At 67.9% G+C, this 16,127-nt stretch carries 14 protein-coding genes; all 14 read right to left on the reverse strand.

Features of this window, described 5'->3' with window-relative positions:
- Window positions 1-247 precede the first annotated feature (247 nt).
- Complete coding sequence (gene purF / locus ACOCMH_RS27720; protein WP_427310418.1) at window positions 248-1,777, reverse strand: amidophosphoribosyltransferase; 1,530 nt, start codon at window positions 1,775-1,777, stop codon at window positions 248-250.
- 112 nt (window positions 1,778-1,889) lie between these two features.
- On the reverse strand, window positions 1,890-2,393 hold the full coding sequence (locus ACOCMH_RS27725) for a CvpA family protein (protein ID WP_427310420.1): 504 nt from the start codon (window positions 2,391-2,393) through the stop codon (window positions 1,890-1,892).
- 41 nt (window positions 2,394-2,434) lie between these two features.
- Window positions 2,435-3,175, reverse strand: a complete 741-nt coding sequence (locus ACOCMH_RS27730) for an SPOR domain-containing protein (protein ID WP_427310422.1) — start codon at window positions 3,173-3,175, stop codon at window positions 2,435-2,437.
- Between the two features lie 107 nt (window positions 3,176-3,282).
- On the reverse strand, window positions 3,283-4,593 hold the full coding sequence (folC, locus tag ACOCMH_RS27735; protein WP_171517813.1) for a bifunctional tetrahydrofolate synthase/dihydrofolate synthase: 1,311 nt from the start codon (window positions 4,591-4,593) through the stop codon (window positions 3,283-3,285).
- A 136-nt stretch (window positions 4,594-4,729) separates the two neighbouring features.
- Window positions 4,730-5,602: an acetyl-CoA carboxylase, carboxyltransferase subunit beta gene (gene accD / locus ACOCMH_RS27740; protein ID WP_171517814.1), complete on the reverse strand. Its 873-nt coding sequence runs from the start codon at window positions 5,600-5,602 to the stop codon at window positions 4,730-4,732.
- Window positions 5,603-5,783: 181 nt separating this feature from the next.
- Window positions 5,784-6,581 (reverse strand): tryptophan synthase subunit alpha, encoded by a 798-nt coding sequence (trpA, locus tag ACOCMH_RS27745; RefSeq protein WP_427310425.1) that lies wholly within the window; start codon window positions 6,579-6,581, stop codon window positions 5,784-5,786.
- Between the two features lies 1 nt (window position 6,582).
- Window positions 6,583-7,497, reverse strand: a complete 915-nt coding sequence (locus ACOCMH_RS27750) for a DNA-methyltransferase (RefSeq protein ID WP_427310427.1) — start codon at window positions 7,495-7,497, stop codon at window positions 6,583-6,585.
- Entirely contained in the window at window positions 7,497-8,690 is a 1,194-nt protein-coding gene (trpB, locus tag ACOCMH_RS27755; RefSeq protein WP_427310429.1) for a tryptophan synthase subunit beta, read from the reverse strand. Before trpB ends, ACOCMH_RS27750 begins: the two co-directional genes overlap by 1 nt.
- Before the next feature lie 124 nt (window positions 8,691-8,814).
- Window positions 8,815-9,537, reverse strand: coding sequence for a phosphoribosylanthranilate isomerase (locus ACOCMH_RS27760; RefSeq protein WP_427310431.1), 723 nt, complete (start codon window positions 9,535-9,537; stop codon window positions 8,815-8,817).
- Window positions 9,524-10,342 (reverse strand): tRNA pseudouridine(38-40) synthase TruA, encoded by an 819-nt coding sequence (gene truA, locus ACOCMH_RS27765; RefSeq protein WP_427310433.1) that lies wholly within the window; start codon window positions 10,340-10,342, stop codon window positions 9,524-9,526. Before truA ends, ACOCMH_RS27760 begins: the two co-directional genes overlap by 14 nt.
- A 129-nt stretch (window positions 10,343-10,471) precedes the next feature.
- On the reverse strand, window positions 10,472-13,309 hold the full coding sequence (locus ACOCMH_RS27770) for a FimV/HubP family polar landmark protein (RefSeq protein WP_427310435.1): 2,838 nt from the start codon (window positions 13,307-13,309) through the stop codon (window positions 10,472-10,474).
- A 286-nt stretch (window positions 13,310-13,595) separates the two neighbouring features.
- Window positions 13,596-14,732, reverse strand: a complete 1,137-nt coding sequence (gene asd / locus ACOCMH_RS27775) for an aspartate-semialdehyde dehydrogenase (protein WP_171517821.1) — start codon at window positions 14,730-14,732, stop codon at window positions 13,596-13,598.
- A 90-nt stretch (window positions 14,733-14,822) separates the two neighbouring features.
- Entirely contained in the window at window positions 14,823-14,954 is a 132-nt protein-coding gene (locus ACOCMH_RS27780; protein ID WP_272871743.1) for a hypothetical protein, read from the reverse strand.
- Between the two features lie 101 nt (window positions 14,955-15,055).
- On the reverse strand, window positions 15,056-16,123 hold the full coding sequence (gene leuB / locus ACOCMH_RS27785) for a 3-isopropylmalate dehydrogenase (protein ID WP_427310437.1): 1,068 nt from the start codon (window positions 16,121-16,123) through the stop codon (window positions 15,056-15,058).
- Window positions 16,124-16,127 lie beyond the last annotated feature (4 nt).

Consider the following 16,127-nt stretch of genomic DNA (forward strand, 5'->3'; position numbering starts at 1 on the left):
AAAAGCCCGTGCGATCGGATGGTCGGATCGACGGGCTTGCTGTTCTGCGAATCGCCTTGGGCTTCAGGCTGTGGCGGCCGGCTTCCGGGCACCGCGGCGCCGGCAAGGCGCTGCGCATCGGGAATCGTTGCTGGCCGCCATCTCTTTAGCTGTTTCGGGCTGTACCCGCGTCCGCAAGCTGACTGTCAAATCGACGCCAGGCCATGTTACGGCCGGGCGTCGCATTCGTCAACGCGCCTGGCGCGCCTTACTCGTTGCCGCCGGAGCGCTGCAGGTGCAGCTGCGAGCGCTCGGTGTCACCGCTGGTGCCGTCGCGGTCGGCCTGGCTGCGCGCGGTCTCCAGGCGCTCCAGGTAGGCCTCGTCGATATCGCCGGTGATGTAGCGGCCGTCGAAGCAGGAAGCGTCGAAGTCCTTCAGCGCAGGGTTGATGTCGCGCACGGCCTGCTTCATCGCTTCCACGTCCTGGTACACCAGCTTGTCCGCGCCGATGATCCTGGCGATCTCTTCATGGGTGCGGTTGTGCGCCACCAGTTCGCTGCGGGTCGGCATGTCGATGCCGTACACGTTGGGGAACTTCACCGGCGGCGCGGCCGAGGCGAAGATCACCTTGTTGGCGCCGGCGTCGCGCGCCATCTGCACGATCTCGAACGAGGTGGTGCCGCGCACGATCGAGTCGTCGACGATCAGCACGTTCTTGCCCTTGAACTCCACGCCCATGGCGTTGAGCTTCTGGCGCACCGACTTCTTGCGCACCGCCTGGCCGGGCATGATGAAGGTGCGGCCGACGTAGCGGTTCTTGAAGAAGCCTTCGCGGTAATTGACGCCCAGGCGGTTGGCCACCTGCATCGCGGCCGGACGGCTGGAATCGGGGATCGGCATGACCACGTCGATATCGCCGGCCGACACTTCCTGGCGGATCTTCTCGGCCAGGTAGTCGCCCATGCGCAGGCGCGCGTCATAGACCGGCACGCCGTCGATGCACGAATCCGGGCGGGCCAGGTAGACGTATTCGAAGATGCACGGCGTCAGCACCGCGTTGTCGGCGCACAGCTTGGTGTAGAGCTTGCCGTCGAGGTCGATGAAGATGGCCTCGCCCGGCGCCACGTCGCGCTCGAGCTTGTAGCCGATGCCTTCCAGCGCCACCGACTCCGACGCCACCATCCATTCCTTGCCGGTCGGGGTTTCGACGCTGCCCAGGCACAGCGGGCGGATGCCAAACGGGTCGCGTACCGCCAGCATGCCGTAGCCGGCGATCTGCGCGGCGATGGCATACGAGCCGCGCACGCGGCGGTGCAGGCCGCTGACCGCCTTGAAGATGGTGTCCGGGTCCAGCGCCATGCCGTTGCTGGCGCGCTGCAGCTCGTCGGCCAGCACGTTCAGCAGCACTTCGGTGTCCGAGTGCGTGTTGATGTGGCGGCGGTCGCGGCGGAACATCTCCTCGCGCAGCTGTTCCCAGTTGGTGAGGTTGCCGTTATGCGCCAGGATCACGCCGTAAGGGGCATTGACGTAGAACGGCTGCGCCTCTTCTTCGCTGGAGGCCGAGCCCGCGGTCGGATAGCGCACCTGGCCGATGCCGGCGGCACCCGGCAGGCCGCGCATGTTGCGGGTGCGGAAAACATCGCGCACCAGGCCGTTGGCCTTGTGCATGTGGAAGGTACTGCCGTTGGCGGTGGCGATGCCGGCAGCATCCTGTCCGCGATGTTGCAACAACAGCAGGCTGTCATAAATCAATTGGTTGACGGGCGTGGATGACACCACACCGACGATACCGCACATGCCAAGCTCCCAGGAAAGGCTTTGATTCAGGGGCGCAGCCTGGCCCGGCATATCCTCCGGACCCCAAGGCCTGCGTTACTACCAGCCGCGCAACGTGCCCGGCCCTATGTCTTCACGTTGATGTCTTCACGTACTTCGCCAGCTCCGGCGGCAGCCATGGCTTCACCGATGCCATCGCCTGCATCACATACGGGCGGCTCACCGCATCGCGCCAGAACGGTTCTTCCGGCAATTTCGTCAGGCTGGCCAGTGTCACCATCACCATCACCAGCAACACCCCGCGCAACAGGCCGAACACCAGCCCGAGGCCGCGGTCGGCGGGCTTGAGGCCGGTGGTCTCGAGCAATTGCCCAACCACCATGCCGGCCAGCGAGGCCCCCAGCACGGTGCCGATCAGCAGCACCACGAAGGCCAGCGCATGGCGAGCCAGCTCGCCGCCCGGCAAGGACTCGGGCATCCAGCCCGCCGCTACCGCGCCGTAGCGGAACGCCACCCAGAACGCCACCACCCAGCCGATCAGCGACAGCACCTCGCGCACCAGCCCGCGCAACACGCCCAGCAGGCCCGAGGCCAGCAGGATGAAGACCACGGCATAGTCGAAGAAAGTCGGCTGCATCGTTGCTCGCGGCCGGGCACACGCACCGGCCGCAGTGCCCCTTACTGTTCCACGACCTTCGAGGTCAGTCCCACTGCCCGCACGCGCTTGTCGGCGGCGTCGGCGGCGTCGCGGTCGCTGAAGGGGCCGGCGCGCAGCAGGATGCGCTCGCCATCGGCCAGCACTTTCTTTTCGACATAAGCGGGCACCTTGCTCGCCTTGAGCTTGGCCAGCCAGCCGCGGGCGCGCTCTTCGGAAGAAAACGCGCCGATCAGGATCAGGTACTTGCCGCTGCCGGACTTGGCTTCGGCCTTGGCTTCAGGTTTCGCTTCGGCCTTTGCCTCGGTCCGCTGCGCGGGTTTTTCCGCGGCAGCCGCCGCGGCCTTGGGCGTATTGACGGGATTGACGATTTCCTCGCCGGCATCAAGCGCCGCGGCATCGTTGCGCGCGGCCGGCGCGGGCGGCAGCGGATCGGCCTTGCGCGGCTCGACGCGCGGCTTCTGCGTGCCGGTGACGCCGTTGGCGACCTTGACCGAGACATCGTCCGACACCGGCCGCGGCTTGGTCTCGAACACGATCGGCAGCACGATCACGGCGGCCACCATCAGCACCACGGCGCCGATCAGCCGGCGGCGCGCGCGCTGCTTCTGCGGGAATTCAGGGTCCAGCGTGTCGTCGGCATACTCGTCGGCCAGGCGGCGCGACGCGGCGATGCCTGCACCCGGGTCGGTGCGCTGGCGCCGCGCACGTTCGGGTGCGGGGTCGTTGCCCTTGCGGGAAGAAAACAGCGAAAGCAGGCCCATAGATTGGTTCGGTGATACGGCCAGGTAGGCCGCTCGTTGCGTTTGCCGCTCAGTGATCGGCCAAGGCCGCCGGGGTTGCCAGGTCAGCGCGCGCCGCGACGCCCGCTTCAGTTAGCCTGCGTGGCACGGTAGGCCATCACGCCGGCGACGGTATAGAACGATCCGAAGACCAGAATTCTATCATTCTCGGTGGCTCGCTCGATGGCGTCGCGGAATGCCGCCTCGGGGCTGGAAAAGCAGGCCGCGGTGGCATCCGGTCCGGGGCGGAATCCGCCTGCTTCGAGCTTGGCCAGCAGGTCCGCGGCGCTGGCCGCGCGTTCGGTCGGCAGGTCGCACAGGCACCAGTGGTCGACCTTGTCGGCCACATGCTGCAGCACGCCGGCAATATCCTTGTCCTGCATCGCGCCGAACACCGCATAGGTGTAGCGGAAGAACCCCATGTTCTCCAGGTTCTGCCCCAGGGTGGCGGCCGCATGCGGATTGTGCGCCACGTCGAGGATCACGGCCGGACGGCCGGGCAGCACCTGGAACCGGCCCGGCAGTTCGACGAAGGCCAGGCCGTTGCGGACTTCCTGCGCGCTCACCGGCAGCCGTTCGCGCAGCGCCTGCAGCGCGGCCAGCGCGGCTGCCGCGTTGAGCAGCTGGTTGGCGCCGCGCAGGGCCGGATAGCCCAGGCCGTTGAGCTTGCGCCCGCCGCCGCTCCAGTCCCATTGCTGGCGCTCCTGGCCCTTGGCTGCCTGGAAATGGTAGTCGCGGCCCACCAGCCACAACTCGGCGCCGACCGCTTCGGCGTGCGCCACCAGCGACTTGGGCGGCACCGGGTCGCCGCAGATCGCCGGCACGCCCGGACGGAAGATGCCGGCCTTCTCGAAGCCGATTTCCTCGCGGGTGTGGCCCAGGTACTGGGTATGGTCGATATCGACGCTGGTGATGATCGCGCAATCGGTATCGATCACGTTGACCGCGTCGAGCCGCCCGCCCAGGCCCACCTCCAGGATCATCGCGTCAAGCCCGGCCGCGGCGAAGGCATGGAGGATGGCCAGCGTGGTGAACTCGAAATAGGTCAGGCTGATCGGGTCGGCAAAGCTGGTGCGGGCGCGCTCGACCGCCTCGAAATGCGGCAGCAGCTGCGCATCGGTGGCGATCTCGCCGTTGATGCGGGCGCGCTCGTTGAACGAGATCAGGTGCGGCGAGGTATGGCAGCCCACCTTGTAGCCAGCCTCCAGCAGGATCCGCTCCAGCATGGCGCAGGTCGAGCCCTTGCCGTTGGTGCCGCCCACGGTGAACACCACGGCGTCGATGCGCAGCCCGAGCGCCTCCTTTACGCGCGTGATGCGCGCCAGGCCCATGTCGATGCCCACGGGATGGGCGGTTTCGAGATGGGCGAGCCACTCGGGGAGCGTATGGAAGACAGGCATTTCGGGTGTGCGAGAAAAGCGTTTGCTACCAGATTCGGGCAGGCCGGCGCAAAGTCAAGGCCGGCGCCGCGGGCGTCCAGAAAAGGCGAAAGGCGCGTCAACCACCCGCGCCTTCGGTACCGCGATCGTTGCAGCGTTATGCCACCGCGTCGGCGGGCTGCTTCTGCAGCAGCGCCAGCAGCTGCGCCAGTTCAGCGCGCATCTTGCGGCGGTCGACGATCATGTCGATGGCGCCCTTGGTCAGCAGGAATTCCGAGCGCTGGAAGCCTTCCGGCAGCTTCTCGCGCACGGTCTGCTCGATCACGCGCGGACCGGCAAAGCCGATCAGCGCCTTGGGCTCGGCAATCACCACGTCGCCCAGGAAGGCGAACGAGGCCGACACGCCGCCCATGGTCGGGTCGGTCAGCACGCTGATGAAGGGCAGCTTGCTTGCGCTCAGCTGGTTCAGCATCGCGGTGGTCTTGGCCATCTGCAGCAGCGACAGCAGGCTTTCCTGCATGCGCGCGCCGCCGGTGGCGGTAAAGCAAATGAACGGCACCTTCTGCTCCAGCGCGGCCTGCGCGCCGCGCACGAAGCGCTCGCCTACCACCGAGCCCATCGAGCCGCCCATGAACTCGAACTCGAAGCAGCTCGCCACCACCGGGATGGTGTGGATGGCACCGCCCATCACCACCATGGCATCGGTCTCGCCGGTGTCTTCCATGGCGGCCTTGATGCGGTCCGGGTACTTCTTGGAATCCTTGAACTTGAGCGCGTCGACCGGCACGATCTCCTGGCCGATCTCATAGCGGCCTTCGGCGTCCAGCAGCGCGTCCAGCCGTGCGCGTGCGCGGATGCGCATATGGTGGTCGCACTTGGGGCAGACGTGAAGGTTGGCCTCGACGTCGGTCCGGTACAGGGTGGACTCGCACGACGGGCACTTGACCCACAAACCCTCAGGAATGCCCTTGCGGGTGCTGGGGTCGGTCTGTTGAATCTTGGGGGGCAGGAGTTTATCCAACCAGCTCATGAAAGCTCCTTTCGGATGACTGCGGTCCGCCGGCAGGCCCGTGGTCGGGGCGCCGGTTGGCCGGAAGGCAGGGAATCAACCCGCGAATTTACCATGCCGGCCCGGCCAGCTCGAAGCGCAACGCACGAATTGCGCACAACAATGCACCTTCAGCACGTCCCGAGACCGACAATGGATCACTTCAGCTGTCCAGCGCCTGCCGGATTTCGGCGATGAACGCCTGCAGCGCCGGCACCGCCTGATCGCGCGGGGTATCTTCCAGCAGCTGCACCAGGCGGCTGCCGATCACCACGGCATCGGCCACGCTGCCGATCGCGCGCGCGGTTTGCGCGTCGCGGATGCCGAAGCCCACCCCTACCGGCAGGTTGGCGTGCTGCTTGATCAGCGGCAGGCGCGCCGCCACGCTGTCGAGGTCGATCGCGGCCGAGCCGGTCACACCCTTGAGCGACACATAGTACAGGTAACCGCTGGCCACGCGCGCGACGGCCTCGATGCGCGCATCGGTCGAGGTCGGCGCCAGCAGGAAGATCGGGTCCATGCCGTGGTCGCGCATCAGCCCGGCGAACGACTCGCACTCCTCAGGCGGATAGTCGACCACCAGCACGCCGTCGACGCCGGCCGCGCTGGCGGCAGCGGCAAAGGCCTGCTCGCCCATGCGCTCGATCGGGTTGGCGTAGCCCATCAGCACTACCGGGGTATCGGCATTGGTCTGGCGGAACTCGCGCACCCACTGCAGCACCTGCGTCAGCGACACCCCCTGTGCCAGCGCGCGCTCGGAGGCGCGCTGGATCACCGGGCCGTCGGCCATCGGGTCGGAGAACGGCACGCCCAGCTCGATCACGTCGGCGCCGCCCGCCACCAGCGCGTGCATCAGCGCCACGGTCAGGCCGGGCTCGGGATCGCCGGCGGTGATGAACGGAATCAGGCCCTTCTTCTGCTGCGCGGCCAGCGCCGCGAACGTCTTCTGGATACGGGACATATCAGGGAATCAGGTGAGGCCGCGGCGCCGGCGAGGCATCGTCGTTGGCGGCGGCCAGGGTTGGGGCGGCATCGGGCTCGATCGCGGGCATGGCTTGCGCAGCCGCGGCCACGCGCCCGCACGCCACCTGCACGTACTCCGGGTTGATCTCGTAGCCGACAAAGCGGCGACCGTGGCGCAGGCAGGCCACCGCGGTGGTGCCGCTGCCGGCGAACGGATCCAGCACCAGGCCGCCCGGCGGGCAGCTCGACAGCACCATGCGCTCGACGATCTCGAGCGGCTTCTGCGTGGGGTGGTTGGCGCGCTCGGGGTCCTGGCGGTGGATGCGCGAGACGCTCCACAGGTCCTTGGGGTTGTAGCCCACCTCCAGCCACTTCTTGCCTTCGAAACGCGGCCGGCTGCGCGCCTTCTTGGTCTCGGGGTCATACGGGATGCGGACCGGGTCGAGATCGAAGTAGTAATCACGCGCCTTGGCAAAGAAGCCGATGTTGTCGTGCACCGACGAGAACTTGCGCGTGGTGCCGCCCATGCTGGGCACGCGGCGGTCCCAGATGATCTCGTTGATCATGGTCAGGCGCCGCTTCAGCATCACGAACAGTTCCGGCGAGTACTGCCACGTGCAGAACAGGTAGAGCGTGCCCCTGGGCGCGAGCTTGGGCACCACGGCGTCCATCCAGCGCTCGGACCAGTCCAGGTAGGCCTGGCCCGACAGCAGGTCGGAATCATTGCCATAGTCCTTGCCCAGCCCGTAAGGCGGATCGGCGACGATCAGGTCGACCGAGCCGTCCGGCAGGCGGGCAATGCCCTCGAACATGTCTTCCTGGAACAGGCGCAGCTGGGCGGAATCGGGCGCACCGGCAACATCCGGCGCGCCCGCGCCGCCCACGGCAAGTCCGGTCGGAGGCAGCGCGCGCATCAGAGCTTGAGCCCCGCGCGCTCTGCCACGGTATGCATGTCCTTGTCGCCGCGGCCGGACAGGTTCACCAGCAGGAGCTTGTCCTTGGGCAGCGTCGGCGCCAGCTTGCAGGCATAGGCGATGGCGTGGCTCGATTCCAGCGCCGGGATGATGCCCTCGATGCGGCAGCAGTCGTGGAAGGCCTTGAGCGCTTCTTCATCCGTGATCGGCACGTACTGCGCGCGGCCGCTGTCCTTGAGCCAGGCATGCTCGGGGCCGACGCCGGGGTAGTCCAGGCCGGCCGAGACCGAATGGGTCTCGATGATCTGGCCGTTGTCGTCCTGCAGCAGGTAGGTGCGGTTGCCATGCAGCACGCCCGGCGTGCCGCCGGTCAGCGAGGCCGCGTGGCGGCCGGTGTCGAGGCCGTCGCCGGCCGCTTCCACGCCGATCAGCTGCACGTCCTGGTGCTCGATATACGGGTAGAAGATGCCCATGGCATTGGAGCCGCCGCCGACGCAGGCGATCACGGCATCCGGCTGGCGCCCGGTCATTTCCGGCATCTGCACCTTGGCTTCCTCGCCGATCACGCACTGGAAGTCGCGCACCATCATCGGGTACGGGTGCGGGCCAGCGACGGTGCCGATGATGTAGAAGGTGTTCTCGACGTTGGTGACCCAGTCGCGCATGGCTTCGTTGAGCGCGTCCTTGAGGGTGCGCGAGCCGCTTTCCACCGGCACCACGGTCGCGCCCAGCAGCTTCATGCGGTAGACGTTGGCGGCCTGCCGCTTGACGTCCTCGGCCCCCATGTAGACCACGCACTCCATGCCGAAGCGGGCGGCGATGGTGGCCGTGGCCACGCCGTGCTGCCCTGCCCCGGTCTCGGCGATCACGCGCGGCTTGCCCATGCGCCTGGCCAGCAGCGCCTGGCCGATCACGTTGTTGATCTTGTGCGCGCCGGTGTGGTTCAGGTCTTCGCGCTTGAAGTAGATCTGCGCGCCGCCGAGCGTCTCGCTCCAGCGCTGCGCGTGGTAGATCGGCGACGGGCGGCCGACGAAGTGCTTCAGTTCGCGGCGGAATTCGGCGTCGAACTGCGGGTCCTTCTGGGAGTGCGCATAGGCCTCGCGCAGCTCATCGAGCGCGTGGACCAGCGTCTCGGAAACGAAGGTGCCGCCATAGGGGCCGAAATGGCCACGGGAATCGGGCAGGTCGTACATGTCTAGGCTCTTCGGAACAGCGGCCTTGCCTCGCTCGGCAGGGCTCGCCTGGTTGACTGGGTGCGCGATGCCCGCTCAGGAGCGGCGGGCGCGGTATGCGGAAGGGATCGGGCTTCGACCCGGCTCATCCTGCGCTGGCGCTGCGGACAGCGCGCACGAATTCGGCAATGCGGGCGTGGTCCTTCACGCCCTTGGCGGCCTCTACCCCGCTGCTGACGTCCACGGCGTAGGGGCGCACGCGTTCAATCGCGCCAGCGACGTTTTGCGCGTTCAACCCACCACTCAAAACGATGCGAGGAGCGCCGCTTGCGTTCGGGTTGCCGGTAGCTGGTACCGGGGGAGTAGGCGGAAGCCATGCCGGAGGAATCAGGGTCCAGTCGAAGACGTGGCCGCCACCACCGTAGCCTTCGACGAAGGCATCAAGCAGCAAGGCAGCGGCATCACGGTATTGATCGGCGAATTCTATCAAATCAAGGCCCGGGCGGACACGGGCGGCGCGCAGGAACGGCAGCCGGCAGCGCTGCGCGGCCTGGGTGCAGAACTGCGGGGTTTCGTCGCCATGCAGCTGCAGCAGCGTCAGCGGCACACGCTCGGCCACGTGGGCGATGTCTTCCAGCTCGGCGTTGACGAACAGGCCCGTCACCGCGACGAACGGCCCGGCGGCCTCGGCCAGCGCCGCGGCTTGCGCCACCTCGACGTATCGGGGGCTCTTGGGATAGAACACCAGCCCGATCGCGTCGGCGCCGGCATCGACCGCGGCGCGCACGTCGTCCTCGCGGGTCAGGCCGCAGATCTTGATGCGGGTGCGCTGCGGCAGGTGCGCCGCACTGCCCTCAGGCTGCGTCATCGAACACTCCATGGAACAGGCTCGCGGATGGATCGGCCGCGGGGATCGGGTAAGCATCAGGATACTTGACCCCGACCAGGTAGAGGCCGTCCGGCATGAACGTGGGCGCTGCCAGCTTGCGGTCGCGCCCGGCCAGCACCTGCGCCAGCCACTGCGGCGGGTAGCGACCGCGCCCCACCGCCACCAGGCAGCCCATCAGATTGCGCACCATGTGATGCAGGAAGGCGCTGGCGCGGAAGCGCAGGAACACCCAGTTGCCGTCGTCGCGGATGGTCACGTCGTACATCGTCTTGACCGGCGACTTGGCCTGGCATTCGGCGGCGCGGAATGCGGAAAAGTCGTGCTCGCCGATCAGGTGCGCCGCGGCTGCGCGCATGGCGTCCACGTCGAGCCGTTGCCCGGGCGGCAGCATCTGGTAGCCGGCGCGCCCATGGACCATCGGCACCCGGTGCGGGCCGGTGTAGAGCGCGTAGTAGTACATGCGCTCGTACGCCAGGAAGCGGGCATGGAAGTTTTGATCGACCGGCAGCGCCCATTGCAGCGCGATCGACGGTGGCAGGAAGGCATTGACGCCACGCACCCAGGAAAATGGCTCGCGCTGGAGTTCGGTATCCAGGTGGATCACCTGCCCCAGCGCGTGCACGCCGGTATCGGTGCGCCCGGCAACGGTGGTCAGCAGGCGCACGCCGGCAAAGCGCTCGATCGCGTCTTCGAGGCGATCCTGCACGGTGTTGCGGTGCGGCTGCGACTGCCAGCCGGAAAAGGCGGCACCGTCGTAGTGCAGCCCAAGTGCGATGCGGTTCATGTAAGGGGATAAGGCATGGCGGCGGGCAAGCGATACGCCCCGGAAAAGCAAATGCGCCGGAAGGGACGCTTCCGGCGCATCGCTTCAAGCCGCGGCAGCGCCTGCCGCGGCCGGACCGCCAATGATAGCTCAGGCCACTTCGAGCAGCAGCGAGCGGGCTTCCGCCTGCAGCGGATCCTGCGACTGCTCGACCACTTCCTGCAGCAGCTCGCGCGCGCCCTCCTTGTCGCCGATCTCAATATAGGCGCGGGCCAGGTCCAGCTTGATCTGCATGTCGCGGCCGCCGTCCATGCCGTCGGCCGACAGCGTGCTCGGCGAGACGCTGTGGCCAAGGCCGGCGCCGGTGTCGGGAGCCACCCGCGACAGGTCGATCGGCTCGGCCAGCTTGCCGTCGCGCAGCATGGTGGTGGCCGGCAGGGGCATCGAGGCCTCGTCCAGCGCGGCACGGCCACCGGTATCGCCCTGGGGGGCACTGCCGAGGTCCAGCGACAGTCCCGACATGTCGAACTCAAGCGGGCGGCCGCGGGTCGGCGTGTCTAGCGTGGGCACGTCGTCATCGGCGAGCGGATCGGCGCCGGGCAGGTCCATGTCGAGCCGAACGGCCTCGCCCGGCGCGGGGGTCTCGGTGCCGAACACCATGGCCGCCGAGGCCGGCGCCACGATCGGGTCGCCGGCGGCGGGTGCCGGGAAGGCCTCGAGCGGCAGCGCCAGGTCGCCCAGCGACGGCTCCAGCCGCGCGATCGAGGCGGGACTGTGCGATGGGTCCTGCGTGCGCCACTGGTCGGTTGCGGGCGTTGCCGTCTCTGGGCCGGCGGCCTCGGGCGTTACCACCAGGAACAGCGCATTGCCGGGCTCCAGCGTGCGCCCCATTTCCGCTGCCTTCAGCCATTCCGCTCCGCGTCCGCCGGTCTGGGCGAACATTTCTTCTGCAATCACGCGGAACCCTTCCACATCCTGTCTGTTGCTGTAAATCTCCAGGAGCTTGAGCCGTACCGGCTGCTGCTCCGGGTGTTTCTCCAGGGCTTCGCGCAGGATTTCCTCTGCCTGCACATCGCGCCCGTAGGCGATATAGACCTCGGCCTCGGCGATCGGGTCGACCTCGTTGGCTTCCGGCGTGTTGTTGCCGATGCGGAAGTCGGCGCCGAACACGCTGTGCTGCGAGGTGTCGACGCTCTGGCCCCCAGCGGTGCCGAACAGCGAATTGGCGCCGGCCATCACCGTGCTTTCCTGCGACAGGATGCTGTCGCCGAAGCCGGTGGCCTCGCCCTCCTTCTGCTTCTGGCGGCGGCGATAGATCGCGTAGACGCCCAGCAGGGCCACCACCAGGCCACCGCCCGGCAGCAGCATGGGGTTGGCCAGCAGGCCATCGAGGAACGACGGTTCAGGCACCGGCTCGGGCTGCGCCACTGCCACCGGCGCGGGCTTTGCAGCGGGGACCGATGCCGCGGTGGCGCCCTGCGCCGTGGTGGCTGGCACCGCCGCCGGCTGCGAAGCCGGCGCAGCGGCTACGGCGGACGCCACGGGCGCCACTGCGTCCGCGGCACTGGCGCCGGCCACTGGCGCGGCAGGCGCGCTCGCCGCATTCGCGACCGCTGCCGCGGTTGCCGTGGCCGCAGCGGTGTTCGCCGCCACGGCATCGGCCTTCGGCGGCTGGGCCGGCACCACGGCCGGCGCCGCGGCAGCCGCCCTGGCGGCGGCATCCGCCTTTTCCTTGTCGGCCAGTGCGGCCTGGTTGGCCTGGCTCAGCTTGGCGATCTCGGCGTTCTTCAGCTCGAGCAGCTTCTGCATGTCGCCGACGTTCTTTTCCAGCTGCGCCAGGCGGGCCTCGGCTTCCTTCAGCTGGCGCTCGCGCGCGACGCCGGCTTCGGCCTTGGCCGCGGCGTCGGCCTGCGCGCCACGCGCGGCCTTGCTGAGCTTCAGTTCATCGCGCGGGCCGTCGGTGGGCGCCGCCTGCTCCTGCACCCGGGCGGTCACGTTGCCGGATTGCTGGCGGCCACTGTCGGGCTCGACCGACCGGGCCGCGGCGGCGCTGGCCAGCCGGCTGCGGTAGGCATCGAAGCCCTGCGTGCGTGCCACCACTTCGCGGCGCGCGGCCCTGGGCGTCACGGCCTGCGCCTGCTGCTGGGTCGGCACCTGCAGCACCGCGCCGCTGCGCAGCCGGTTCATGTTGCCGCCAATAAAGGCATTGGGGTTGTTGCGGTAGAGCGCCACCAGCATCTGGTCCAGCGACACCGATTCCTGGCCCTGCACGGCTTCGCCGGCAATGCCATAGAGCGTGTCGCCGCGCTGCACGGCATAGCCACCGCCGGCGGCCATGTCCGTGCCGGCGGCTGGCGCCGCGGCGCGCCTGGCGCTCTGGCGCGCGGGTCGGGCCGGTGCGGCGGGCCTGGCCGCCGCGGCCTCGGCCGCGGGCGCAGCTTGCTGCGTCGGTGCGGGCGGCGCGGCGGCAGGCGCCGGCGCGGCGGGCGCATCGGGCGTGGCCGCTTGCACCACCGTTGCCGGCGAGAAAGTCTGGTTGGCAGGCCGGGCCCCGGCGGGGTCGAGCAGGAAGGTGTAGGCGCGCGAGACCTTGCCGCTGGCCCAGCTCATGTCGACCAGGATATCGACGAAGGGCTCGCTGATCGGCTGGCTGGAACGCACTCGTGCCACGTAACTGCCGTTGGCGCGGCGCTCCACTTCCAGCCGCAGGCTGCCGACGGCTGGCAGATAGGTCAACCCGGCCGCGGCATAGGCGGCAGGTGGCGCCAGCTTGACGCTGAGCCCCGCGGCCTCCTCGGCGGTGACCCCGCTGATGTCGATCTCAGCCTGCAGCGGCTGCCCCAGATTCGACTGAACCCGCAATTGCCCGAACCCCGCAGCATACGCGGCCGGCTGCGCAAGCAGCAGGCCCAGTGCCGTGACGGCCAGCGTTGACCAGCGCTGACGGGCAGTAGGCGCATCTTTCCGGCGATGTTGGCTCACACTCACCTTGTGCTCCGTTATGTTTTAGTAGCGATATGAATCGACAAACCGACCCCATAAACCAGGTCTGCCCGGCTGGCGGGACATTCTGAACGGCCCCTTTGCCAGCCCGTGCGCAGGTGCCGGCACCTGCCGGCGCGGGGCGCATGCCGGCGTATTGTGACGCATCGCCCGGAAAAAGAGGCGCCCGGATACAACAACGCCGCGCATGGGCGCGGCGTCGTAAGCAAAGCGGTACATTCTGTTGCCTGGCTGCAACGAACACAATCAGGCAACAGCGGGCAGCCCGCGATCAGGATTCGATCAGGATACGCAGCATGCGGCGCAGCGGCTCGGCCGCGCCCCACAGCAGCTGGTCGCCGACCGTGAAGGCCGACAGGTACTCGCCGCCCATCTGCATCTTGCGCAGGCGGCCGACCGGGATGGTCAGCGTGCCGGTCACGGCCGCCGGCGTCAGACCGGTCATGCTGGCCTCACGCGTGTTCGGCACCACCTTGGCCCACGGGTTGTGGGCGGCCAGCATGCCTTCGATCTCGTCGAGCGGCACATCCTTGCGCAGCTTGATGGTCAGCGCCTGCGAATGGCAGCGCATGGCGCCGATGCGCACGCACAGGCCGTCGACGGCGATCGGCGTGGCGCCGGTAGCGCCCAGGAAGCCCTCGCCGCGGCCCAGGATCTTGTTGGTCTCGGCGCCGCCCTTCCATTCTTCCTTGGACTGGCCGTTGCCCAGGTCCTTGTCGATCCAGGGGATCAGGTTGCCGGCCAGCGGCACGCCGAACTGCTTGGTTTCTTCCGCCGACAGGCCGTGCTGGGTCGCCAGGATCTGGCGGTCGATTTCCAGGATGGCCGACGCCGGGTTGTCCAGCAGCGGCTTCACCGACGCGTTCAGCGTGCCGAACTGGGTCAGCAGTTCGCGCATGTGCTGCGCGCCACCGCCCGATGCCGCCTGGTACGTCATCGAGGTCATCCACTCGATCAGGTCGGCCTGGAACAGGCCACCCAGGCCCATCAGCATGCAGCTGACCGTGCAGTTGCCGCCGATGAAGTTCTTCACGCCCTTGGACAGCGCGTCCTTGATCACACCCTGGTTGACCGGATCGAGCACGATGATGGCATCGTCCTTCATCCGCAGCGACGACGCCGCGTCGATCCAGTAGCCCTTCCAGCCCGCCGCGCGCAGCTTGGGGAAGACCTCGTTGGTGTAGTCGCCGCCCTGGGCGGTCAGCACCACGTCGCACTTCTTCAGTGCCTCGATGTCGTTGGCATCCTTCAGCGTGGTTTCGTTCTTCGCCATTGCGGGCGCCTTGCCGCCGGCGTTGGACGTGCTGAAGAAGACGGGCTCGATATGGTCGAAATCACGCTCTTCCTGCATGCGCTGCATCAGGACGCTGCCGACCATTCCCCGCCAACCGACGAGACCTACAATCATGATTTACCTCGGATGTGATTTTTACTTCCCCGCCATTTTCCTCGCCCGGCGTGGCTGCGCGGGGAAGACGGGCAGGCACGACGAACGGATCTAGGCGATCGCGGTTTTAATAATGGTTTTAATCGTCGTTGCGGTCTGGCCGAGCGAAGTCGTGCCGACCGGGCCGCGGGTAGCGGTCAGGGCGACAACAGCAGTCAGGGTGGACTGGGAGAATCGGGCCATCGGCAGAGTCTACACGATTTTGCGGCGCTGCCGCAGCGTGGAAACAAGGGGACGAATGAAACAAGGGCACCGCGCCTGCGATGCCCCTTTTTGCATGTGACTTACAGTGCCGCCAGCACCGCGTCACCCATCTCGCGCGTGCCGACCTGCTTGCAGCCCGGCGTCAGGATGTCGCCGGTGCGGTAGCCCTGGGCCAGCACCTTCTTGACGGCGTTCTCGATGCGGTCGGCCTGCTCGGCCTTGTTCAGCGAGTAGCGCAGCATCATCGCCGCCGACAGGATGGTGGCCAGCGGATTGGCCACGCCCTTGCCGGCGATGTCCGGCGCCGAGCCGTGCGACGGCTCGTACAAACCCTTGTTGCTGGCATCCAGCGACGCCGACGGCAGCATGCCGATCGAGCCGGTCAGCATCGCGGCCTCGTCCGACAGGATGTCGCCGAACATGTTGCCGGTGACGATCACGTCAAAGCTCTTGGGCGCCTTCACCAGCTGCATGGCCGCGTTGTCGACATACATGTGCGACAGCTCGACCTCCGGGTACTCCTTGCTGACATCGATCACGATGTCCTTCCAGAACTGGAAGGTCTCGAGCACGTTGGCCTTGTCGACGCTGCACAGCTTCTTGCCACGCTTGGCCGCGGCCTGGAACGCCACGTGCGCGATGCGGCGGATTTCCGGCTCGCTGTAGCGCATCGTGTCGAAGGCTTCGCGCTCGCCCTTGAACAGGCCGTCCGGCGCTTCGCGCACACCGCGCGGTTGGCCGAAGTAGATGTCGCCGTTCAGCTCGCGCACGATCAGGATGTCGAGGCCGGCCACCAGTTCGGGCTTCAGGCTCGACGCACCGGTCAGCTCCGGGTAGCAGATCGCCGGACGGAAGTTGGCGAACAGCTGCAGGTGCTTGCGCAGGCCCAGGATGGCCTGCTCGGGGCGCAGCGGGCGCTCGAGGCTGTCGTACTTCCAGTCGCCGACGGCGCCGAACAGGATGGCATCGGCTTGCTTGGCCAGCTTGAGCGTGTTCTCCGGCAGCGGATGGCCTTCGGCCTCGTAGCCGGCGCCGCCCACCGGCGCGGTTTCCAGTTCGAACTTCTCGTCGAGCGCGTTCAGGACCTTGACGGCCTCCGCAACGATTTCGGGACCGATGCCGTCACCCGGCAGGACTGCGATCTTCATTGTT

The organism is Cupriavidus sp. H39, assembly GCF_050271075.1.
Lineage (GTDB): Bacteria > Pseudomonadota > Gammaproteobacteria > Burkholderiales > Burkholderiaceae > Cupriavidus > Cupriavidus necator_B.